Annotated in this window: 15 protein-coding genes and 1 pseudogene; 9 read left to right on the top strand and 7 right to left on the bottom strand. The window is 71.4% G+C overall.

The window, feature by feature from the left end; all coding sequences use genetic code 11:
- Window positions 1–37 precede the first annotated feature (37 nt).
- Complete coding sequence (locus tag OG611_RS17005; protein ID WP_266420616.1) at window positions 38–1777, top strand: IS1182 family transposase; 1740 nt, start codon at window positions 38–40, stop codon at window positions 1775–1777.
- A gap of 151 nt (window positions 1778–1928) precedes the next feature.
- On the opposite strand, the gene OG611_RS17000 is transcribed toward OG611_RS17005, so the two are convergent.
- Both OG611_RS17000 and OG611_RS16995 read right to left on the bottom strand, forming a co-directional pair.
- Window positions 1929–2492, bottom strand: coding sequence for a HutD family protein (locus OG611_RS17000; RefSeq protein ID WP_266420614.1), 564 nt, complete (start codon window positions 2490–2492; stop codon window positions 1929–1931).
- A complete protein-coding gene (locus tag OG611_RS16995; RefSeq protein WP_266420611.1) occupies window positions 2489–3235 on the bottom strand; it encodes a VWA domain-containing protein in 747 nt (248 codons plus the stop codon). The genes OG611_RS17000 and OG611_RS16995 overlap by 4 nt, the downstream gene beginning before the upstream one ends.
- Window positions 3236–3383: 148 nt before the next feature.
- On the opposite strand from OG611_RS16995, the gene OG611_RS16990 reads away from it, so the two are divergent.
- On the top strand, window positions 3384–4307 hold the full coding sequence (locus OG611_RS16990; RefSeq protein WP_266420608.1) for a rhomboid family intramembrane serine protease: 924 nt from the start codon (window positions 3384–3386) through the stop codon (window positions 4305–4307).
- Between the two features lie 138 nt (window positions 4308–4445).
- Here OG611_RS16990 and OG611_RS16985 read toward each other — a convergent pair whose 3' ends face one another.
- The 3 genes from OG611_RS16985 to OG611_RS16975 all read right to left on the bottom strand — a co-directional run bounded on the left by OG611_RS16985 (window position 4446) and on the right by OG611_RS16975 (window position 11633).
- Entirely contained in the window at window positions 4446–5906 is a 1461-nt protein-coding gene (locus tag OG611_RS16985; RefSeq protein WP_266420606.1) for a glutamate synthase subunit beta, read from the bottom strand.
- Entirely contained in the window at window positions 5899–10482 is a 4584-nt protein-coding gene (gltB, locus tag OG611_RS16980) for a glutamate synthase large subunit (protein ID WP_266420603.1), read from the bottom strand. The genes OG611_RS16985 and gltB overlap by 8 nt, the downstream gene beginning before the upstream one ends.
- A 416-nt stretch (window positions 10483–10898) precedes the next feature.
- On the bottom strand, window positions 10899–11633 hold the full coding sequence (locus OG611_RS16975; protein ID WP_266420601.1) for a VIT1/CCC1 transporter family protein: 735 nt from the start codon (window positions 11631–11633) through the stop codon (window positions 10899–10901).
- Window positions 11634–11900: 267 nt separating this feature from the next.
- On the opposite strand from OG611_RS16975, the pseudogene OG611_RS16970 reads away from it, so the two are divergent.
- From OG611_RS16970 to OG611_RS16940, 7 genes and pseudogenes are all read left to right on the top strand, one after another.
- Window positions 11901–12938 (top strand): annotated as a pseudogene (locus OG611_RS16970) (ADP-ribosylglycohydrolase family protein); the annotation flags it as partial.
- A 261-nt stretch (window positions 12939–13199) separates the two neighbouring features.
- Window positions 13200–14378, top strand: a complete 1179-nt coding sequence (locus tag OG611_RS16965; RefSeq protein WP_323180261.1) for an ADP-ribosylglycohydrolase family protein — start codon at window positions 13200–13202, stop codon at window positions 14376–14378.
- On the top strand, window positions 14320–15507 hold the full coding sequence (locus tag OG611_RS16960; RefSeq protein ID WP_266420599.1) for an ADP-ribosylglycohydrolase family protein: 1188 nt from the start codon (window positions 14320–14322) through the stop codon (window positions 15505–15507). The genes OG611_RS16965 and OG611_RS16960 overlap by 59 nt, the downstream gene beginning before the upstream one ends.
- Window positions 15504–16877: an ADP-ribosylglycohydrolase family protein gene (locus tag OG611_RS16955; protein WP_266420596.1), complete on the top strand. Its 1374-nt coding sequence runs from the start codon at window positions 15504–15506 to the stop codon at window positions 16875–16877. Before OG611_RS16960 ends, OG611_RS16955 begins: the two co-directional genes overlap by 4 nt.
- Window positions 16874–17758 (top strand): ribokinase, encoded by an 885-nt coding sequence (gene rbsK, locus OG611_RS16950; RefSeq protein ID WP_266420594.1) that lies wholly within the window; start codon window positions 16874–16876, stop codon window positions 17756–17758. Before OG611_RS16955 ends, rbsK begins: the two co-directional genes overlap by 4 nt.
- Window positions 17755–18954, top strand: a complete 1200-nt coding sequence (locus OG611_RS16945) for a CaiB/BaiF CoA-transferase family protein (RefSeq protein ID WP_266420591.1) — start codon at window positions 17755–17757, stop codon at window positions 18952–18954. The genes rbsK and OG611_RS16945 overlap by 4 nt, the downstream gene beginning before the upstream one ends.
- Window positions 18951–19775, top strand: a complete 825-nt coding sequence (locus OG611_RS16940) for a CoA ester lyase (protein ID WP_266420588.1) — start codon at window positions 18951–18953, stop codon at window positions 19773–19775. Before OG611_RS16945 ends, OG611_RS16940 begins: the two co-directional genes overlap by 4 nt.
- A 63-nt stretch (window positions 19776–19838) precedes the next feature.
- Here the strand turns inward: OG611_RS16940 and lgt are convergent, their stop codons facing one another.
- Together lgt and OG611_RS16930 are read right to left on the bottom strand one after the other, a co-directional pair.
- The gene (gene lgt, locus OG611_RS16935; RefSeq protein WP_266420585.1) at window positions 19839–20825 is read right to left on the bottom strand and encodes a prolipoprotein diacylglyceryl transferase; all 987 of its coding nucleotides are present in this window, start codon (window positions 20823–20825) and stop codon (window positions 19839–19841) included.
- 110 nt (window positions 20826–20935) lie between these two features.
- Window positions 20936–21760 (bottom strand): thioredoxin domain-containing protein, encoded by an 825-nt coding sequence (locus OG611_RS16930; RefSeq protein ID WP_266420583.1) that lies wholly within the window; start codon window positions 21758–21760, stop codon window positions 20936–20938.
- Window positions 21761–21763 lie beyond the last annotated feature (3 nt).

Raw genomic sequence — 21763 nt, 5'->3', positions numbered from 1 at the left:
GTCGTTGTCCTGTCGTGCGGCCGTGGGGGTGGTGTGGATGTCGATGCGGCCGGAGGGGCTGCCGGAAGTCCCGGAGCAGACCGTGATGGTGGCGCGGGCGGCGTTCCCGCAGGGGAGCCTGGCGATACGGGTGCGAGACCGGCTCGCGGAGGTTTTCGCGGACGAGCCGTTCGCGTCGGCGTTCGGGGTGCGTGGGGCTCCGGGTTTGTCTCCGGGGGTGTTGTGCCTGGTCACGGTGTTGCAGTTCGCCGAGGATCTGACCGATCGGCAGGCCGCGGCGATGGCGGTGCGGGCGATCGACTGGAAGTACGCGCTCGGGGCGGAGCTGACGGACACCGGCTTCGATGCCAGTGTGCTGAGCCGGTTCCGTTCCCGCCTGTCCGACAACGGCATGGAACGGGTGGTCTTCGACCGTCTCCTTGAGTACTGCGTGGAGGAGGGGCTGGTCGCGGCCGGGGGCAGGCAGCGGACCGATTCCACCCATGTGATCAGTGCGGTGCGGGACTTGAACCGCCTCGAGCTGGCCGGGGAGAGTGTGCGGGCGGCGCTGGAGGCCCTGGCTGTCGCGGCGCCGTCGTGGCTGGCCGGGCAGGTCGATGTCGCCGAGTTCGCTCACCGGTACGGGCCGCGGGTGGACGGCTGGCGCATGCCCGCCTCGCAGACGAAACGCGACCGGCTCGCGCAGGTCTTCGGCCAGGACGCGCTGGCGTTGTGCCGGGCGGCCTGGTCACCCGGCACACCCCCATGGATCCGTGAGATCGAGTCCGTACAGATCCTGCGGCAGATCCTCGTCCAGACGTACTACCTGAGCACCGACACCAGGGGACGGGAGGTGATCAAGAAGCGGGCCGCCGACGACGAGGGTGTCCCGCCCGGTCATCGCCGCCTCGCCTCCCCCTACGACGCGGACGCACGCTGGGCGGCCAAGGGCGAGGGCCTGTTCTGGATGGGCTACAAGGTCCATCTCACCGAGACCTGCGACACTCCCACCGAAGCCGAAGCCGAAGCCGAAGCCGAAGCCGAAGCCGAAGCCGAAGCCGGTGTCCGGGCGGCACCGAATCTGATCACGGACGTGTGCACCACCGATGCCACCGTGCCCGATGTGAAAGCGACCGCCCCGGTCCAACAGCGCCTGGCCGAGCACGGCATCAGGCCCGCCGAGCACTACCTCGACTCCGGCTATCCATCCGCCGACCTCATCGCCGCCGCGCTGAAACAGGGCACCCGTATGGTCACCCCGGTTCTGCTGGATCATTCCGCCCAGGCCAAGGCCCACGCCGGCTTCGACAAGAGCGCCTTCATCATCGACTGGAGGGCCCGCCAGGTCCGCTGCCCCGCCGGCAAGACCAGCGCGCACTGGAACCCCGTGAAACAGCACGGAACGGACGCGATCGTCATCACCTTCGGCGTCCGCACCTGCCGCCCCTGCCCCTTCCGCGACCAATGCACCAGCTCCGCGAAAGGCCGCCGCATGCTCACCCTGCGCCCCAGAGAGCCAGAAGAAGCCCTCACCCAGGCCCGCGCCGAGCAGAAGACCGAGACGTGGAAGGCCAAGTACGCCCTGCGAGCGGGTGTGGAAGGCACTATCAATCAAGCCCTCGACATCACCGGCATACGCCGGGCCCGCTACCGCGGGCTACCGAAAGTCCGCCTCCAACACGCCTTCTCCGCCACCGCACTCAACGTGATCAGACTCGACGCCCACTGGACCGGACACGACCAGCATCACACCCGCAGCAGCCGGCTCGAACGCCTCGCCTACCGACTCACAGCCTGACCCAGGAATTGCGCAGCAGAGTCGACGGTGTCGGCAAAGACCGGCTCCGCCGAGCGGAACTCTTCCCAGGAACTCGATGTCATACGTCCATGGAACCCTGGAATCCCGACATCTTCTGTCTGCTTTCCCGGCCGCACCCGGGTGCCCGTCGTCATCCGGCCGACAGGGTGATCAGCAGGGCCCAGCCATGGGTCCGCAGCACGACCGGCGCCTCCTCCCGCGTCAACAGCACGTCGTAGCGGTCGAGTTCGATGTCCGAGCCGTCGAGCACCGCACCGTCCTCCAGCGCGATGGCCAGGGCCGCCCCGCCCGGGGGCGCCGCGAGCCGGACGGTGCCGCGCACCACCGCGACCGCCGCGACCGTCCGCCCCCTGCGGCACATGACGTTGGCGTTCACGACCGGGCCGCCGAGCAGCCTGCCGTCGGTCTCCAGGTCACCGGGGAAGTCGTGCGGCCAGTACGGCTCGTCGACGATGTGGTGCTCGCCGCCCACCATGAGGTCCATCCCGGCGCCCTCGACCACGGTCAGGGTCCGGTCGACGCCCGGGAAGGAGGAGAACGGCCCGTCCTCGGCCACATCGGCGAGGCTGACCCGCCAGTCGAAGGCGTCCATCGGCGCGCCCTCGGGGTGTGCCGCGATCTCCCGGGTGACTCCCCCGCCGTTCTTCCAGGGCGTGGCCGTGCGGTCGGCCGCCCGCAGCACCCGCGCCCTCACTTGACGATCCCCTGGGTCCTGGCCGCGGCCAGCCACTGCGGGAATTCGGCGACGAGCCGGTCGTAGAGCTCGGCGTCCGGGACCTGTCGCGGGTCGGGTCCGGCGTGGAAGAAGCCGGCGTTGTCGACGGCGCGCTTGGCGGGTACGGCCAGCTCGTCGAGCTTGCGCAGGAAGTCGAACTGGTTGCTCCGCTTGTTGCCGAAGCCGATGAACTGCCAGAACAGGGGCAGTTTCGCCGCCTTGCAGAGATAGCGTTCCGCCGCGTGCTTGCTGATCGGGCCGCCGTCCGTCTGGAAGACGACGAGCGCGGGCGCGGTGGATCCGCTGTCGACGTAGTGGTCGATGACGGCGTCCATGGCCAGGTGGTAGCTGGTCTTCCCCATGTGCCCGAGGCCCGCCACGACAGCGTCGACCCGGCCGCGGTGGTTGTCCAGGGCTATGTCGGTGACGGCGTCGACATCCGTGGAGAAGAGGACGAGGGGGACGCGGCCGTCGTCGTCCAGATGGGCGGAGAGCCCCAGCACCCGGTCCGCCAGGGCCTGGACGCTGCCGTCCTTGTAGTACTCCCGCATGGAGCCGGAGTAGTCGAGCACCAGATAGACCGCGGCGCGCTCGCCGCTCATGCGGTGCTTGGTCAGCGAGACGGCGGCGCTCTTGTAGAGGCTGACCAGCGCGGGCGCGCTCTCCTCCATCGTGCGGAGGCTGATGGCCGGACCTGGTGCGGCGACGGACGAGCCGGCCATGCGGATTCTCCGATCCTCGACGTGTCGGGCATGTCAGAACCCTGAGCGTAAGCCACTCAGGTATGCCCCTGTCGGGCGGCGTTCGCTATCTTGATCTGCCGCCGCCCCACCGGCCGCTCGTGTCCGCCCACCCGTGAAGGAGCCTGCCGTGGACGCCGCGGTCACCACCTGTTACCGCCACCCGTCGTACGAGACGTACGTGAGCTGCACCCGCTGCGAACGCTTCATCTGCCCCGACTGCATGCGTGAGGCCGCGGTCGGCCACCACTGCGTGGAGTGCGTGAAGGAGGGTCAGCGTTCGGTCCGGCAGGCGCGCACGGTGTTCGGCGGTGCGGTCCCGCGGTCGGCGGTGCCGCTCGTCACGTATGTGCTGATGGGCCTCAACATCGTGGCGTACCTGGGAGAGTTGGTCCGGCCGGGAATCGTCGACCGGTTCGCGATGCTCGGTGCGGGGCTGAACGGCCCGGACGGCGGACACTACGTCTACGAGGCCGGGGACTTCCCCGGCTTCGATGTGATCGGCGTGGTGGGCGGCGAGTGGTTCCGGCTGCTGACCGGAGCCTTCCTGCATCTCCCGCCGGGCGGATCGTCCCTGGGTTCGCTGCCGTTCGGGGTGCTGCACATCCTCTTCAACATGTACGCGCTGTGGAACCTGGGCCGGGTCGTGGAGGACCAGCTGGGCCGGGCCCGCTACCTCGCGCTGTACCTGCTGTCCGCGCTGGGCGGTTCGGTCCTGGTCTATCTGATCGCGCCGTTCGACGGCACGGTGGGCGCCTCGGGTGCGATCTTCGGTCTCGGGGCGGCGTTCTACGTCATCAACCGGCGGCTGGGCCGCGACATGCGGGCCGTGAACCGGTTCATGGCCGGTTTTCTGATCTGGATGGTGATCTCGGCCGGGTTCGCCTCGTGGCAGGGCCACTTGGGCGGGCTCCTGACGGGCGGCATCGTCACCGTCGCGTACGCCTACGCCCCGGCGAAGCGCCGTACGACGGTTCAGGCCGCCGCGGTTGTGGTGGTGCTCGCCGTGCTGGTGCTGCTGGTGGTGCTCAAGACGTCCGCGCTGACGGGCTGAGCCGGGGCAGGCCGGACCGGGGCAGGCCGGACCGGCCCCGGACGCGCCACGGCGCCTGCCGAATCGTCCGGTCGGGGACGGGCAGGCGCCGCGTTCAGTTCCGCACGCCGTTGTGCGGGACGTCTCTGTGTGCCGTGATCAGACCGCCAGTGAACGGTCCGTCGGGCGGATCGGGGCCGGCAGGGCGCTGGCTCCGGTCAGGAAGCGGTCCACCCCGCGCGCCGCGGAGCGGCCCTCGGCGATGGCCCACACGATGAGGGACTGGCCGCGGCCGGCGTCACCGGCGACGAAGACGCCGCCGACGTTGGTGGCGTAGTCCGCGTCGCGCGCGACATTGCCGCGCTCGTCGAGCTCCAGGCCGAACTGCTGGACCAGACCGTTGGCCTGGTCGGTGCCGGTGAAGCCCATGGCGAGGGTGACCAGCTGTGCGGGGATGCTCCGCTCGGTGCCGGGCTTCTGCTCCAGCTTGCCGTCCTTGAACTCCACCTCGACCAGGTGCAGCGCCTGGACGTTGCCGCCCTCGTCGCCCTCGAAGTGCGTGGTGGAGACGGAGTAGACCCTCTCGCCGCCCTCCTCGTGCGCGGAGGTGACCTTGTAGAGCATCGGGAACGTCGGCCAGGGCTGGTTGGCGTTCCGGTCCTCGCCGGGCCTCGGCATGATCTCCAGCTGGGTGACGGAGAGCGCGCCCTGGCGGTGGGCGGTGCCGACGCAGTCGGCTCCGGTGTCGCCGCCGCCGATCACGACGACGTGCTTGCCCTCGGCGGTGATCGGGGAGACCGTCAGGTCGCCCTCCTGCACCTTGTTGGCCAGCGGCAGGTACTCCATGGCGAAGTGCACGCCGTTCAGCTCACGGCCCGGGACGGGCAGATCGCGCGAGACGGTGGCACCCGCGGCGATGACGACCGCGTCGTACCGGCGGCGGAGCTTGGCGGCGTCGATGTCCTTGCCGATCTCCGTCTCGGTGCGGAACTTGGTGCCTTCCGCGCGCATCTGCTCGATGCGGCGGTTGATGTGCGCCTTCTCCATCTTGAACTCGGGGATGCCGTACCGGAGAAGGCCTCCGATGCGGTCCGCGCGCTCGTAGACGGCGACCGTGTGGCCGGCCCGGGTCAGCTGCTGGGCCGCGGCGAGACCGGCCGGGCCCGAGCCGATCACGGCGACGGTCTTGCCGGAGAGCCGCTCGGGCGGCTGCGGGGTGACGTCGCCGCTGTCCCACGCCTTGTCGATGATGGAGACTTCGACGTTCTTGATGGTGACGGCCGGCTGGTTGATGCCGAGCACGCACGCCGACTCGCACGGGGCCGGGCAGAGCCGCCCGGTGAACTCCGGGAAGTTGTTCGTGGCGTGCAGGCGCTCGGACGCGGCCGACCAGTCCTCGCGGTAGGCGTAGTCGTTCCACTCGGGGATGAGGTTTCCGAGCGGGCAGCCGTTGTGGCAGAACGGGATGCCGCAGTCCATGCAGCGGCCGGCCTGCTTGCTGATGATCGGGAGCAGCGAGCCCGGAACGTAGACCTCGTTCCAGTCCTTGACGCGCTCGCCCACGGGTCGGGTCTCGGCGACCTCGCGCCCGGTGGTCAGGAAGCCCTTGGGGTCAGCCATGGGTCGCCGCCTCCATCATCTTCTCGGTGGTCTCCTGCTCGGAGAGACCGGCGAGCTCAGCGGCGTCCTTGGCGGCGAGCACTGCCTTGTAGGTGGACGGGATGATCTTGCTGAAGCGGGCCACCGCGGTGTCCCACCCGGCAAGCAGCTTCTCGGCGACCGTGGAACCGGTCTCCTCCTGGTGGCGGCGCACCACATCGTGCAGCCACTGCTTGTCGGAGTCGGAGAGCTCCTCGACCGCGCCGAGGTTCCCGGCGTTGACGTTGTCGCGGTTCAGGTCGATGACATACGCGACACCGCCCGACATGCCGGCCGCGAAGTTGCGTCCGGTCTCGCCGAGCACGACGGCGTGACCGCCGGTCATGTACTCGCAGCCGTGGTCGCCCACGCCTTCCGAGACGACCGTCGCGCCGGAGTTGCGGACGCAGAACCGCTCACCGGTGCGGCCGCGCAGGAACAGCTCGCCGCCGGTGGCGCCGTAGGCGATGGTGTTGCCCGCGATGGTGGAGTACTCGGCGAGGTGGTCGGCGCCGCGGTCCGGGCGGACGACGACCCGGCCGCCGGAGAGGCCCTTGCCGACGTAGTCGTTGGCGTCGCCCTCCAGCCGCAGCGTCACACCGCTCGGTACGAACGCGCCGAAGGACTGGCCGGCGGAGCCGGTGAAGGTGATGTCGATGGTGTCCTGCGGCAGACCGGCGCCGCCGAACTTCTTCGTCACCTCGTGGCCGAGCATGGTGCCGACGGTGCGGTTGATGTTGCGGATCGCGATCTGGGCCCGGACCGGCTGGGCGGTCTCGGCGCTGTCCGCGTTCAAGGCGTCGGCGGCGAGCCTGATCAGCTCGTTGTCGAGGGCCTTGGCCAGACCGTGGTCCTGCTCGATCCGCGCGTGGCGGACCGCGCCCTCGGGCAGCTCGGGGACGTGGAACAGCGGCTTCAGGTCGAGGCCCTGTGCCTTCCAGTGCGTGATCGCACGGTCGGTGTCGAGCAGCTCGGCGTGGCCGACGGCCTCTTCGATCGTCCGGAAGCCCAGCTCGGCGAGGATCTCGCGGACCTCCTGGGCGATGAACTCGAAGAAGTTGACGACGTACTCGGCCTTGCCGGAGAAGCGGTCCCGCAGGACCGGGTTCTGCGTGGCGATGCCGACCGGGCAGGTGTCCAGGTGGCAGACGCGCATCATGACGCAGCCGGAGACGACGAGCGGCGCGGTCGCGAAACCGAACTCCTCGGCGCCCAGCAGCGCGGCGATGACCACGTCCCGGCCGGTCTTCAGCTGGCCGTCGGTCTGTACGACGATGCGGTCGCGCAGGCCATTGAGCAGCAGCGTCTGCTGGGTCTCGGCGAGGCCGAGCTCCCAGGGGCCGCCCGCGTGCTTCAGGCTCGTCAGAGGAGAAGCACCGGTGCCGCCGTCGTGGCCGGAGATCAGGACGACGTCCGCGTGCGCCTTGGAGACACCGGCGGCGACCGTGCCGACACCGACCTCGGAGACCAGCTTCACGTGGATGCGGGCCGCCGGGTTGGCGTTCTTGAGGTCGTGGATCAGCTGGGCCAGATCCTCGATGGAGTAGATGTCGTGGTGCGGCGGCGGCGAGATCAGACCGACGCCCGGGGTGGAGTGCCGGGTCCTGGCGACCCACGGGTAGACCTTGTGGCCGGGCAGCTGGCCGCCCTCGCCGGGCTTGGCACCCTGCGCCATCTTGATCTGGATGTCGTCCGCGTTGACCAGGTACTCGCTGGTCACACCGAAGCGGCCGGAGGCGACCTGCTTGATGGACGAGCGGCGCGCCGGGTCGTAGAGCCGGTCGGCGTCCTCACCGCCCTCACCGGTGTTGGACTTGCCGCCCAGCTGGTTCATGGCGATGGCGAGGGTCTCGTGCGCCTCGCGGGAGATCGAGCCGTACGACATGGCGCCGGTGGAGAAGCGCTTGACGATGTCGGAGACGGACTCGACCTCGTCGATGTCGATGGCCTCGCGGTCCGACCTGAAGCCGAACAGACCACGGAGCGTCATCAGGCGCTCGGACTGCTCGTTCACCCGGTCCGTGTACTTCTTGAAGATGTCGTAGCGCTTGTTGCGCGTGGCGTGCTGGAGGCGGAAGACCGTCTCCGGGTCGAACAGGTGCGGCTCGCCCTCGCGGCGCCACTGGTACTCGCCGCCGATCTCCAGCGCGCGGTGCGACGCGGAGATGCCGGAGGCGGGGTAGCCCTTGGCGTGCCGGGCGGCGACCTCCTTGGCGATGACGTCGAGGCCGGCGCCGCCGATCTTGGTGGCGGTGCCGTTGAAGTACTTCGCGACGAATTCCTCGTCCAGGCCGACGGCCTCGAAGACCTGGGCGCCCCGGTAGGAGGCGACCGTCGAGATGCCCATCTTGGACATGACCTTCAGGACGCCCTTGCCGAGCGCGTAGATCAGGTTCCGGATGGCCTTCTCGGGCTCGATGCCCTCGATGAACGTACCGGCGCGGACCAGGTCCTCGACGGACTCCATCGCGAGGTACGGGTTGACCGCGGCGGCGCCGTAGCCGATCAGCAGCGCGACGTGGTGGACCTCGCGGACGTCCCCGGCCTCGACCAGCAGACCCACCTGGGTGCGCTGCTTGGTGCGGATGAGGTGGTGGTGGACGGACGAGGTGAGCAGCAGCGACGGGATCGGGGCGTGCTCGGCGTCGGAGTGCCGGTCGGAGAGGACGACCAGGCGGGCGCCGTCCTCTATGGCGGCGTCGACCTCGGCGCAGATCTGCTCGATCCGCGCGGCGAGGGCTTCGCCGCCGCCGCCGACCCGGTAGAGGCCGGAGAGCGTGGCGGCCTTCATGCCCGGCATGTCGCCGTCGGCGTTGATGTGTATCAGCTTGGCCAGCTCGTCGTTGTCGATCACCGGGAACGGCAGCGTGACGCTGCGGCACGACGCGGCGGTCGGCTCCAGCAGGTTGCCCTGCGGGCCGAGCGTGGAGCGCAGCGAGGTGACGAGTTCCTCGCGGATGGCGTCCAGCGGCGGGTTGGTGACCTGCGCGAACAGCTGGGTGAAGTAGTCGAAGAGCAGCCGGGGGCGCTCGGACAGCGCGGCGATCGGCGAGTCCGTGCCCATGGAGCCGAGCGGCTCGCCGGCGGTGCGGGCCATCGGCGCGAGGATGACGCGGAGCTCTTCCTCGGTGTAGCCGAAGGTCTGCTGGCGGCGGGTGACGGAGGCGTGCGTGTGCACGATGTGCTCCCGCTCGGGGAGGTCCTCCAGCTCGATCTCGCCGGTCTCCAGCCACTCCTCGTACGGCTGCTCGGCGGCGAGGGCGGCCTTGATCTCGTCGTCCTCGATGATGCGGCCCTCGGCCGTGTCGACGAGGAACATCTTCCCGGGCTGGAGGCGGCCCTTGCGGACGACCTTCGCGGGGTCGATGTCCAGGACGCCGACCTCGGAGGAGAGCACGACGAGGCCGTCGTCGGTGACCCAGTAGCGGCCGGGGCGCAGACCGTTGCGGTCCAGGACCGCGCCTACCTGGGTGCCGTCGGTGAAGGTGACACAGGCCGGGCCGTCCCAGGGCTCCATCATCGTGGAGTGGTACTGGTAGAAGGCGCGACGGGCCGGGTCCATCGAGTCATGGTTCTCCCACGCCTCGGGAACCATCATCAGCACCGAGTGCGGCAGCGAGCGGCCGCCGAGGTGGAGCAGCTCCAGGACCTCGTCGAAGGAGGCGGAGTCGGAGGCGTCGGGGGTGCAGACGGGGAAGATCCGGTCCAGCTGGGCCTCGCCGCCGTGTCCATTGTCGGCGGAGCCGAAGAGACCGGAGGCGAGCTGGGACTCGCGGGCCTTCATCCAGTTGCGGTTGCCCTTGACCGTGTTGATCTCGCCGTTGTGCGCGACGAAGCGGTACGGGTGGGCGAGCGGCCAGCTCGGGAAGGTGTTGGTGGAGAACCGTGAGTGGACCAGGGCGACCGCGGTGGCGAAGCGGCGGTCGGAGAGGTCCGGGAAGAACGGCTCCAGCTGCCCGGTGGTGAGCATGCCCTTGTAGACGATCGTGCGGGCGGAGAGCGAGGGGAAGTACACCCCGGTCTCCCGCTCGGCGCGCTTGCGCAGCACGAAGGCCTTGCGGTCGAGGGCGATGCCGGTGTTCTCGCCGTCGGCGACGAAGAGCTGACGGAACTCGGGCATGGTGGCGCGGGCGCCGTTGCCGAGGATGTCGGGGGTGACGGGGACCTGGCGCCAGCCGAGGACCTTGAGGCCCTCCTCGGCGGAGATCTTCTCCAGCTTGCGGACGGCCTCGGTGGAGTCGTCGGCGGGCAGGAAGGCGATTCCGACGGCGTAGGCACCGGCCTCGGGGAGGTCGAAGGCGACCTCCTCGCGCAGGAAGGCGTCCGGGACCTGGAGGAGGATCCCGGCGCCGTCGCCGGAGTCGGGCTCGGATCCGGTGGCGCCGCGGTGTTCGAGATTGCGCAGCACGGTCAGCGCCTGCTCGACCAGCTCATGGCTGGCCACACCGGTCAGAGTGGCCACGAACCCGACACCACAGGCGTCGTGCTCGTTACGGGGGTCGTACATCCCCTGCTGGGCGGGGCGACCGTCCATGGGCGACCAGGCGTCGGAACGCATCGGCTCTCCCGTCGTCGTCGTGGCATATGCAGTGCCGAGGGACGACGTTGGCCCTCTGCGAAATTTCGTGCAGGTTACATAATGGGGCGCTTCTCAAGAAGCGGATAGTTCGTTCCAACATACGGACACCACCTGAGGCAGTGGGGGGTGAGTCGCAGTCGGAGGATCGGCGCCCGGGGGGCCGCAGAGAGCAGGCGTCGTTGCCCACGGTGTCTACGGCTCATGCCCGGCGGCGAAGGAAATGAAACCGCCAGGTAACGGCTACTTATGTGTAGCGCCGCATAAGGACTAATTTTACGCTGGCAGGAGCCGTTCCGCCCAGGGGCGGTCGCCAAGACGTACATCACACGGATGGCGGACACGTCACGGGCAGGCGCACCCGCCGCACGGGTGCGCCTGCCCGGACCTTCGAGGGGTCAGCTGCCGACGGCCACACCGAACAGCGTGCCCAGACCGTAGGTGATGGCCGCCGCGGCCCCGCCCAGCACCAGCTGACGCAGGCCGCTGTACAGCCAGCTGCGGGCCGTCACCCTGGCCACCACCGCGCCGCAGGCGAACAGCCCGACCAGTGCGAGCAGCACGGCCGGCCACAGCGCGCTCGCACCGAGCAGATACGGCAGCACGGGCAGCAGGGCACCCAGCGCGAACGCGCCGAACGACGACACCGCGGCGACGAGCGGGGAGGGCAGATCACCCGGATCGATGCCCAGCTCCTCGCGGGCGTGTATCTCCAGGGCCTGCTCCGGGTCGCGCGACAGCTGCCGCGCGACCTCGCGGGCAAGGCCGGGCTCGACGCCGCGGGACTCGTAGAGCTCGGCGAGCTCCCGCTCCTCGTCCTTGGGGTGCTTGCGCAACTCCCGGCGCTCTACGTCGAGTTCGGCCTCGACGAGCTCGCGCTGCGAGGCCACGGAGGTGTATTCGCCGGCCGCCATGGAGAACGCACCGGCGGCCAGGCCCGCCAGACCGGTGATCACGATCGTCTGCTGGGAGACGGAACCTCCCGCGACGCCGGTCATCAGCGCGAGGTTGGAGACCAGCCCGTCCATGGCACCGAACACCGCCGGACGCAGCCAGCCGCCGTTCACGTCACGGTGGGTGTGGTTGTCGCGGTGTGCCTCGTGCAGTACGGCGTCGGTCTCGATGATGGACACAGCTCTCCCCTTCTCCGGCGGCGGAATCCACTCGCCCCGCCCCCGCTCGACACCTTCGAAAGTACGCACGAAAAACGGCCCCCGCCAGCAAGGCAGGCCGTACTTACCACCCTCCCGGGCGGCCTGAGTACGGCCTGCCTTGTTGCTTCTGAACCGTCATCCGACTGGCCCTTTTGTTGTGATTGTCGGCCTCTGTCGGGGCTCCGCGTGGGACAGATCGAGAAGGAAGTACGAGAACTGGCTCGGTGCGAGCGAAGGGTCGACGCGATGGAGTTGATCACAGGAAGTCCGGCGGATCCGCGGACGGGCGGCGCGGGCCGGACCGAGGCGCTCCGGGAGAACCTCGGTGACCGGGCCCGCGGCTCCCTGCTCGGTCTCGCGGTCGGGGACGCGCTGGGCGCGCCGGCGGAGAATCTGCGGCCGTCGGAGATCCGTCGCCGCTGGGGCCGGATCGAGGGTTTCGTGAGCGACGACCCCGCGGGCACGGACGACACGGAGTACGCGATCTTCTCGGGGCTGCTGCTCGCCCGGCACGGTTCCGCGCTGACCGTCACGCATGTGGAGCGGGCCTGGCATCTGTGGATCGCCGATCTCGACGAGGGGCAGTTCCGCGGTGCCGGGTTCAGCGAGCGGGGAACGCTGGAGAATCTGCGCCGGGGGCTCGCCGCCCCGATCTCCGCCCAGCACCGGCACGCCTGGAGCGACGGCCTGGCGATGCGGGCGGCGCCGTTCGGGGTCTTCGCGGCCGGCCGGCCGGACGAGGCGGCGCGGCTGGTCGCGGTGGACGGTCGGGTCAGCCATGACGGGGAGGGCATCTACGGCGGCCAGGCGGTGGCGGCCGGGGTGGCCGCCGCGATGGTGGGTGCCGGGGTCGCGTCGGTGATCGCCGCCGCGCTGTCGGTCGTCCCCATGGACTCCTGGACGGCGCGTTCGCTGCGGCGCGCGGTGGCCGCCGCGCAGCGCAGCTACCCCGACCGGCTCACCATGGAACGCGCGGTGCGCTCCGCCGTGGTGGTCGGCGGCTACCCGTGGACGGACCTGGCGCCCGAGGCGGTGGGCCTGGCCTTCGGGGCGTTCACGGCGGCCCGCGGCGACTTCCGTACGGCGGTGCTGACGGCGGTCAACATGGGCCGCGACGCGGACACCACAGCCGCGGTGGCGGGGGCCCTGGCCGGCGCCCTGCACGGGGCGTCCGCGATTCCGCGGCACTGGGGGGACGCGATCGGCCCGGTCCGGGGCAGCTGTCTGCCGGCCATGCGGGGTCACCACGTCCTGGACATCGCCGAGTTGCTCACCCCGGACGAGACGGACGGCGCGGGCGACCCGGGCGGGGCGAGCGGGAACGCCACGCCGCGCGCGGGCGGCACCGACGACGAGGGCCCGGCCCGGCACCGTTCGCGTACGGACACGGGCTCACCGCACCCGCGGCCCGCGGACGCCGACGCGGCCGAGACCCGGTACCACCCGCCCACGAGCACCGGCACACCCCCGCACGACGCCCCCCGCACCCCCGCCTCCCCGGCCGCTCGTACCCGTACCCGTCCCGCCGCCGGGCTCCGGGCCCGGATCGAGGGGCTGCTGCTCGGGCTCGCCTCCGGGGACGCCGCAGGATGGCCCGCCGCACGGCACCGGGCGGCCCGGATGCCCGAGTGGACCCGGCGGCTCACCCGCGAGCTCGACACCTTCGCCGAGCAGAACGCCACGACCACGCTGCCCGTCCCCATCGCGCTCAACCAGCCGCCCGAACCACTGCGGCTCGGGCCCTCCGACGACGCCGAATGGGCGGCCTTCGCCGCCGGGACCCTGCTCGCATCGGCAGCCGGTCCGCTGCACGGACTCTCCCCCGGACGCCGGATGCGGGCCGCCGTCGATGTCGCCTGGAACGCCCTGGCGGCCGAGGTCGCCGCGGCTGCCGCCCGTGCCCCCGAGGTCGAATCCGCGGTGCTCCCGCTGCGTGCCCGGATCTCGGTACGGGCCGGGCTCGGCAATCTCGCCGCCGGGCTGCGACCGCCCGCCACCGGCCACGACAACCCGCACTACTTCGACGACGCGGCCTGCGTACGGGCCGCCGTGCTCGCCGTCGCCCACCCCGCGGACCCCGCCGCCGCCGCCGACCTCGCCGAGTTCGACGCGCGCTACACCCAGGACGGCGACGGGGTGCACGGGGCCCGAGCGATGGCGGCGGCAATCGCCGTGGCGCTGGGCGGTGGGGACGTGGACACCGCGGTAAACGCCGCGCTCGCCCAGCTGCCCAACGGCACGGAGATCGCCCGCAACGCCGCCCACGCCGTCCGGATCGCCCGTGACTTCGTCGGGGAGGCGGCGGGCGCCTTCGCCCTCGTACCGGTGCTGGAGCATCAGATCGTCGACCACGTCTACAGCTACGGGATCGCCGCCGCCGAGACCGTCCCGGTCGCCCTCGCCCTGGCCACTGCGGCCCGCGGTCAGATCGCCCAGGCCGTTCCCGCGGCGGCCTGCCTGTCGCGGGTGGCCGACTCGGCACCCGCCCTGGCAGGCGCGCTGACCGGTGCGCTCGGCGGTATCGGAGCCGTCCCGGACGGCTGGCGCGAGGCCTGCCGCACCCTCGCGGGCTGTGCGCTGCCCCGTCTCGCGGGGACCGATCTCATCGAACTCGCCGGGCTGCTGGCAGACACGGAACCGAAGCCCCTGGGTGGACAATTCGGACATGACATCCACGATGCCCACGCGGTACGAGGCCGGACCCAGGACACTCACACTCGATGAACGGATCACGGGCGCACTCGTCGGCGCCGCCGTCGGCGACGCGCTCGGCGGTCCGGTGGAGGGCCGGTCCCCCGAGCAGATCGTGGCCCGCCACGGCGGGCGGATCGACGGCATCGTGGGCCCGTGGGACGGCGAGAACTGGCGTACCGCGCGCCCCATCGCCCCGTACCACAAGGGCGACGGGCACGTCACCGACGACACCTTGATGACCCATGCGCTGGTGCGGGTGTACGGCGCCGTGCGCGACCATCTCGACGCCTACGCGGTCGCCGGGCACCTGGTGCCCGAGCTGATCTCGGGCCCCCGCTGGATCCCGGAGCTGGAGGCCGAGGCGCTGCCGCTCCAGCGGATCTTCCTCGCCGAGAAGTGGATCGTCGCCCGGCTGCACTACGGCCATGTCGATCCGCGTGAGGCGGGCAACGGAAACATCGTCAACTGCGGTGCGGCGATGTACATGGCCCCGGTCGGCCTGGTCAACGCCGCCCACCCGGAGGCCGCGTACGCCGAGGCGCTGGATGTCGCCGGTGCCCACCAGTCGAGTTACGGAAGGGAGGCAGCCGGGGTCTTCGCGGCGGCCGTCGCCGCCGCCTGCGCCCCGGGCGCGACACCCGACCACGTCGTCGACACCTGCCTGTCGCTCGCCAAGGACGGCACCCGGTCGGCGATCGAAGCGGTGTGCGAAGTGGCCGCCCGGCACAGCGACTTCGAGTCGGCGCTGACCCCGCTGCGCACCGCCGTCGCCCCCTTCGACACGGTCGGACCCGACTACCGCGCCCCGTCCCTCGGCGCCCGCAGACCGTCCCGGCTCCACGCCATCGAGGAGCTCCCGATCGCGCTCGGCATGCTGCTCGTCGCGGACGGCGACTACCGGCACACGGTCCTCGGCTCGGTCAACTACGGCCGGGACTGCGACTCCATCGCCACGATGAGCGGCGCCGTCGCGGGGGCGCTCCACGGCGAGCGGACGATCCCCGCCACCTGGGTGAAAACGGTCGCCGAGGCCAGCCGCCTCGATCTGCACGCACCCGCGCGGACCCTGGCGGACGTCGCCCGCGAGGTGTTCGTACGGGACACGGCCCGGCGCCGCGCACACGAGTCGGCTTTCGCCGCGCTGGCGGGTACGCCATGACCGTACGGGTGACATGGGTGCAGCCGGAGGACCTCGTCGGGCACGAGCTGCGCCAGGCGGCCGAGGACGGGCGGGACGCACAGGCCGTCGCGCGCCGGTGGTACGAGGCGGGAGGCGCCCCCGCCCCGGAACGCGCGGGCGCCTCCACCCCTCCGGCACCGGAGCTGCGCGCGCTCGCCGAGCGGCTGCTCGATGAACTCGCCCTGCTGGACTCGCCGTTGGAGATCGACGAACCGACGGAGCTGGCCGCGATCCGGGCCGCGTGCCCGGAATGGCCGGCGCCCCGCCCCGCCCCGACGCCGGTGAGCCGGGACCGGCTGCACGCCGCCTGGCTGGGCCGGGCGGCCGGCTGTCTGCTCGGCAAGCCCGTCGAGAAGCTGCCGCTGGACGGCATCCGCGCCCTGGCCCGCGCCACCGGCAACTGGCCGCTCACCACCTGGTTCACCGCCGAGGGACTGCCCGCCCCACTGGCCGCCACCTACCCCTGGAACCGCCGCTCCGCGCCCAACTCGCTGGCCGAGAACATCGACGGCATGCCCGAGGACGACGACCTCAACTACCCCCTGCTCACTGTGCTGTTGCTCCAGCGGTGCGGTCCGTCCTTCACCACCGGCGATCTCGCGAGGCTGTGGCTCGACGCGCTCCCGGCCGGCCGGACGTTCACCGCCGAGCGGGTCGCGTACCGCAATCTGCTGGACGGCATCGAGCCCCCGCACACCGCCCGGTACCGCAATCCGTTCCGGGAGTGGATCGGCGCGCAGATCCGGGCCGATGTGCATGGCTGGACCCACCCGGGCGACCCGTCGGCCGCGGCGGAGCAGGCGCACCGGGACGCCGTGCTCAGCCACACCGCCAACGGGGTGTACGGGGCGATGTTCACCGCCGCGGCACTCGCCGAGGCGGCCGGGGGCGAGAGCGACGTGCACGAGTGCCTGGCCGCCGGGCTGCGGGTCGTACCGCCGCGTTCACGGTTCGCGCAGGCCGTGCTCTTCGGTGTCGCGGCAGCCCGCGGCGGCGCCGATTTCGACGCGGTGGCGGACCGGCTGCACGCCGAGTACGGCGGGTACCACTGGGTCCACGTACTGCCCAACGCCGCGCTGCTCGCCGCCGCCCTCACCCATGCCGACGGCGACTTCTCGCGCTCCGTCTGCCGCGCGGTGTCGGGCGGCTGGGACACCGACTCCAACGGCGCGACCGCCGGTTCGCTCGCCGGGCTGCTGGCCGGGGCCCCGGAGCGGCTGCCCGACCACTGGACCATCCCGCTGAAGAACCGCCTCGCCTCGTCCGTACCCGGTTTCGACTCCATCGGCTTCGACGCACTCGCCGAACAGACCCACCGGCTCATCCAGAAGGAGGCACTGTGCCCATGACCGGCATCGCGGTGCTCGGCAGCACCAACATGGACCTCGTCGCCTACGTCGCACGGACTCCTGAGCGCGGAGAGACCGTCACCGGACGGGAGTTCCGCACCGTCCCGGGCGGCAAGGGCGCCAACCAGGCCGTCGCCGCGGCCCGCGCGGGCGGCGACGTGCTGATGATCGGCGCGGTGGGCGACGACGAGTACGGCACCCGGCTGCGGTCGAACCTGGAGCACGCGGGCGTCGACACCGATCTGCTGCACACCGCCGAGGGCCCCAGCGGTACCGCGCACATCGTCGTCGACGACACGGGTGCCAACTCCATCGTGGTGGTCCCCGGCGCCAATGGCACCATCACCACCCTCGGCCCCGGCGAGATGGCCGCCATCGCGGGCGCCGATCTGCTGCTCCTCCAGCTGGAGCTGCCGCTGTCCGCGGTGATCGAGGGCGCGCGGGTGGCCCACGCCCAGGGCGTACGGACCATCCTCGCCCCGTCCCCCGTACAGCCCCTGCCGTCCGAACTCCTCGACTGCGTCGATCTGTTGATCCCCAACGAGCACGAGGCGGCGGCACTCTCCGGCTTCACCGACCCCCATGCGGCGGCGCAGCACCTGCTCGGTCAGGTCCCTGCGGTCGTCATCACGCTCGGCGCGAAGGGCTGTCTGTACGCGGCCCGGGGCGGCGAGCCCGTCCTCTTCCCCGCCCCCGAGGTCACCGCCGTCGACACCACGGGGGCGGGCGACACCTTCGTCGGCACGCTCGCCGTCGCGCTCGGCGAGCGACGGTCCGTACCGGAGTCGCTGGCCTGGGCGTCGTCGGCCGCCGCGCTCTGCGTGCAGCGGCCGGGCGCCTCGACCTCCATGCCGTACCGCACCGAGATCGACGCCGCGTGAACGCGCCCGCGCAGGCCCCCCTGACCGGGCTGCGGGTCGTCGACCTCGCCACGCTCTTCGCCGGTCCGCTCTCCGCCACCATGCTCGGCGACTTCGGCGCCGAGGTGATCAAGGTCGAACATCCGCGCAGGCCCGACCCCTCGCGCGGGCACGGCCCCACGAAGGACGGCGTCGGCCTGTGGTGGAAGCTGCTCGGCCGCAACAAGCGCAATCTGACCCTCGATCTGTCCAGTCCCGGCGGCCGTGACGTCCTGCTCCGACTGGCCGCCGAAACCGATGTGATCATCGAGAACTTCCGGCCCGGGACGCTGGAGCGCTGGGGTCTCGGCTGGGCGGAGCTGCACGCGGTCAACCCGCGGCTGGTCCTGGTCCGGGTCACCGGTTTCGGGCAGTTCGGCCCGTACGCCCACCGCCCCGGCTTCGGCACCCTGGCCGAGGCGATGAGCGGGTTCGCCGCGATCACCGGGGAGCCGGACGGGCCGCCCACGCTGCCGCCGTTCGGGCTCGCCGACTCGATCGCGGCGCTGGCCACCGCGTACGCCGTGATGGCCGCGCTCGCCGGGCGCGAGCGCACCGGGGAAGGACAGGTCGTCGACATGGCGATCATCGAGCCGATCCTGACCGTGCTCGGCCCGCAGCCCATCTGGTACGACCAGCTCGGCTACGTACAGCCGCGCACCGGCAACCGCTCCCGGAACAACGCCCCGCGCAACACGTACCGCACCTCGGACGGGCACTGGGTCGCGGTCTCCACCTCCGCGCAGTCGATCGCCGAGCGGGTGATGCACCTGGTCGGCCGGGCCGAGCTGGTCGAGGAACCCTGGTTCGCCTCCGGCACCACCCGCGCCGAGCACGCCGACGAGCTCGACGAGGCGGTCGGCAACTGGATCGCCCGGCACACCCGGGAAGAAGCGGTCTCGGCCTTCGAGAAGGCGGAGGCGGCCATCGCGCCCATCCACGACATCCAGGACGTGATGGAGGACCCGCAGTACCGGGCGCTGGACTCGGTCACCGAGGTCGACGATCCGGAGCTGGGTCCGCTGAGGATGCAGAACGTGCTGTTCCGGCTCTCGGCGACGCCGGGCTCGATCCGCTGGGCGGGCCGGCCGCACGGCGCGGACACCGAGGAGATCCTCACCGGACTGGGGCTGTCGGCCCCGGAGATCGCCGCGCTGCGGGCGGAGCGGGTCCTGTGACGACGACGGTCCCGCTCACCTGGCTCTACGTACCCGGGGACCGGCCGGATGTGGTGCGCAAGGCGCGGGATTCGGGCGCGGACGTGGTGATCGTGGATCTGGAGGACGCCGTGGCGCCGGACCGCAAGGAGTACGCGCGCTCGGCCACCGCCGAGCTGCTGTCCGAGGCACCCGGGGACGCCGCCGTGCCGATCCATGTCCGGGTCCACACCGAGGCGGACATCCTCACCCTGGCCCGGCTGCCGGGACTCACCGAGCTGCGGCTGCCCAAGATCACGCATGCGGCGTCCGTCCATCACATCGCGGCCGTGGCGCCGGGGGTCGCGCTCTGTCCGCTGCTGGAGTCGGCTCTCGGCATCGAGCACGCGTACTCGGTCGCCGCCGCCCATCCCCAGGTGCGCTCCATCGCCCTCGGCGAGGCGGACCTCCGGGCCGATCTGGGGGTACGGGACGACGCCGGGCTCGACTGGTCGCGCAGCCGGGTGGTGGTCGCCGCCCGCGCGGCCGGACTCGCCCCGCCCACCCAGTCGGTGTTCCCGGACGTCCGGGACCTGGACGGCCTGTGGGCGTCCTGCGCGCACGGCCGTGCGCTGGGCTTCCTGGGCCGGGCGGCGATCCATCCCCGCCAGCTCCCGGTCATCGAGCGGGCGTTCCGACCGACGCCGCAGGAGGTCGAGGCGGCGGCGGAGATCGTGGCGGCGGCCGTGGCGGACGAGGGTGCGCTGGCCCTGCCGGACGGCCGGTTCGTCGACGCGGCGGTGGTGGCCTCGGCCCGCAGGACGCTGGCGCTGGCCGGTGAATCGAGCCCGTCCGGGGACTGAGGACCCATGCGAAGGGGCCCCGGACCAGTCGGTCCGGGGCCCCTTCGCATGGGTTCACACGGCTCAGCCGTTCTTGGCCGCCTCTGCGGCGCCGTTCTTCTCCGGTGTCCTGGCGGCATCCGTGCGCTCGGTATCACCGTCGGCCTTCGGACCCTTGTCCGCGTCGCCCTTGGTGTCCTTGGTGTCCTCGACGCCCTCGGCATCGGCGGCGTCCGCCGCGGCCGCCGCGTCCTCAGCGGCCCCCGGCTCCACGACCTCCTCGCGCCCCGGCCGTACCTTCGCCGAGATCACGATGTACACGACGGCCAGCACGAACACGATCAGCGCGGTCCACACGTTCAGGCGCAGGCCCAGGATGTGATGGGCCTCGTCGACCCGCATGTACTCGATCCAGCCCCGCCCCGCACAGTACGCGGCGACGTACAGGGCGAACGCCCGGCCGTGCCCGAGCTTGAAGCGGCGATCCGCCCAGATCACCAGGAGTGCGACGCCGATGCACCACAGCGACTCGTAGAGGAACGTCGGGTGGTAGGTGCCGGCGACCCGGTTGGGGCCCTCGCTGATCTTCAGCGCCCACGGCAGGTCGGTCGGCTTGCCGTACAGCTCCTGGTTGAACCAGTTGCCCCAGCGGCCGCAGGCCTGGGCCAGGGCGATGCCGGGGGCGAGCGCGTCGGCCCAGGCGGGCAGCGGGATCCCGCGGCGGCGGCAGCCGATCCAGGCGCCGACGGCACCGAGCGCGATCGCGCCCCAGATGCCGAGGCCGCCCTGCCAGATCTTGAAGGCGTCGACCCAGTTCTGACCGTCGCTGAAGTACAGCTGGTAGTCGGTGATGACGTGGTAGAGCCGGCCACCGACGAGGCCGAAGGGCACGGCCCAGACGGCGATGTCGGCAACGGTGCCGGATCTGCCTCCCCGGGCGACCCAGCGCTTGTTGCCGAACCAGACGGCGACGAAGACACCGATGATGATGCAGAACGCGTAGCCGCGGAGCGGGATCGGGCCGAGATCGATCACGCCGGTCGACGGGCTGGGAATGAAGGCAAGGTCCATGGCAAGGTCGACGCTACCTTGCCGGGTGGGGCGTACGGCAACCCACCCGACAACGTATGGGTAACGGGCAGGTCATCGATTCCCCTTGCCGGACTCCGCCCGGGGAGCGGTCAGGAGCCCGACGGGGCCGGGGTGACCGTGCCCGGCTTCTTGCCCTTGTTGGCCTCGGCCACCCACTTCTTCAGATTCGCCACGGTGATCGGCTCGTTCCCCTTCTTCGGGAAGATCGATTCCCCGTTGAGCAGCGCGGTCGGTGTGCCCTGGAATCCGCCGTTCTGGAACGCCGTGTTGGACTTCTTGACCCAGCTGTCGTGCTTGCCGTCGTCCACACAGCTGCGGAAGCCGGGTGTGTCGAGTCCCGGGACCTTCCCCGAGAGCTCGATCAGCTTGGCGTTGTCGCCGAAGGCGTCGTCGGTCTCCTGCGGCTGGTTGCTGTAGAGCACGTCGTGGTACGCGGGGAACTTGCCGGCGTCCTGGGCGCAGGCCGCCGCATTGGCCGCCCGCAGCGAGCCGCTGCCGCCGAGATTGCCGTCGATGAGAGTGGCGAGGTGGTACTCGACCCTGACCTGTCCGGTGTTCTCCAGCTGGTGGATCGCGTCGCGGAACGCGTTCTCGAACTGGGCGCAGACCGGGCAGCGGAAATCCTCCCAGATGGTGAGCGTGGACGGGGCATTGTCCGCGCCGACCCCGATGGCCAGGCTGTCCTTCCCGATCGCGCCGGACGGTGCTACGGCGGGGCCCGCATCGCTCTTGTCGCTCTTGCCGCCCGAATTCGCGGCGATCACGCCGACGACGGCGGCCAGCGCCAGCACACCCACCACCGCACTGGTGACGATCAGCGTGCGCCTGCGGCGCTCGCTCGCCTTCTGGCGCTCGCGCTGCTGGACGAGCCGGTCTCGCGCGGCCCTTTTTCCCTGTTCGTTCTTCTCGCTCACACC

This window comes from Streptomyces sp. NBC_01363 (genome assembly GCF_026340595.1).
Taxonomy (GTDB): Bacteria; Actinomycetota; Actinomycetes; order Streptomycetales; family Streptomycetaceae; genus Streptomyces.
The sequence above is the reverse complement of the archived record's forward strand: the minus strand, read 5'-3'. Positions and strand labels throughout refer to the sequence as shown.

What these genes read in the sequence shown, in the direction of transcription:
- gltB (WP_266420603.1), bottom strand. Translation starts at nt 10,482, where the DNA reads ATGCGTTCCGACGCCTGGTCGCCCATGGACGGTCGCCCCGCCCAGCAG.
- OG611_RS16960 (WP_266420599.1), top strand. Translation starts at nt 14,320, where the DNA reads ATGACATCCACGATGCCCACGCGGTACGAGGCCGGACCCAGGACACTC.
- OG611_RS16985 (WP_266420606.1), bottom strand. Translation starts at nt 5,906, where the DNA reads ATGGCTGACCCCAAGGGCTTCCTGACCACCGGGCGCGAGGTCGCCGAG.
- OG611_RS16995 (WP_266420611.1), bottom strand. Translation starts at nt 3,235, where the DNA reads ATGGCCGGCTCGTCCGTCGCCGCACCAGGTCCGGCCATCAGCCTCCGC.
- OG611_RS16955 (WP_266420596.1), top strand. Translation starts at nt 15,504, where the DNA reads ATGACCGTACGGGTGACATGGGTGCAGCCGGAGGACCTCGTCGGGCAC.
- OG611_RS17005 (WP_266420616.1), top strand. Translation starts at nt 38, where the DNA reads ATGTCGATGCGGCCGGAGGGGCTGCCGGAAGTCCCGGAGCAGACCGTG.
- lgt (WP_266420585.1), bottom strand. Translation starts at nt 20,825, where the DNA reads ATGGACCTTGCCTTCATTCCCAGCCCGTCGACCGGCGTGATCGATCTC.
- rbsK (WP_266420594.1), top strand. Translation starts at nt 16,874, where the DNA reads ATGACCGGCATCGCGGTGCTCGGCAGCACCAACATGGACCTCGTCGCC.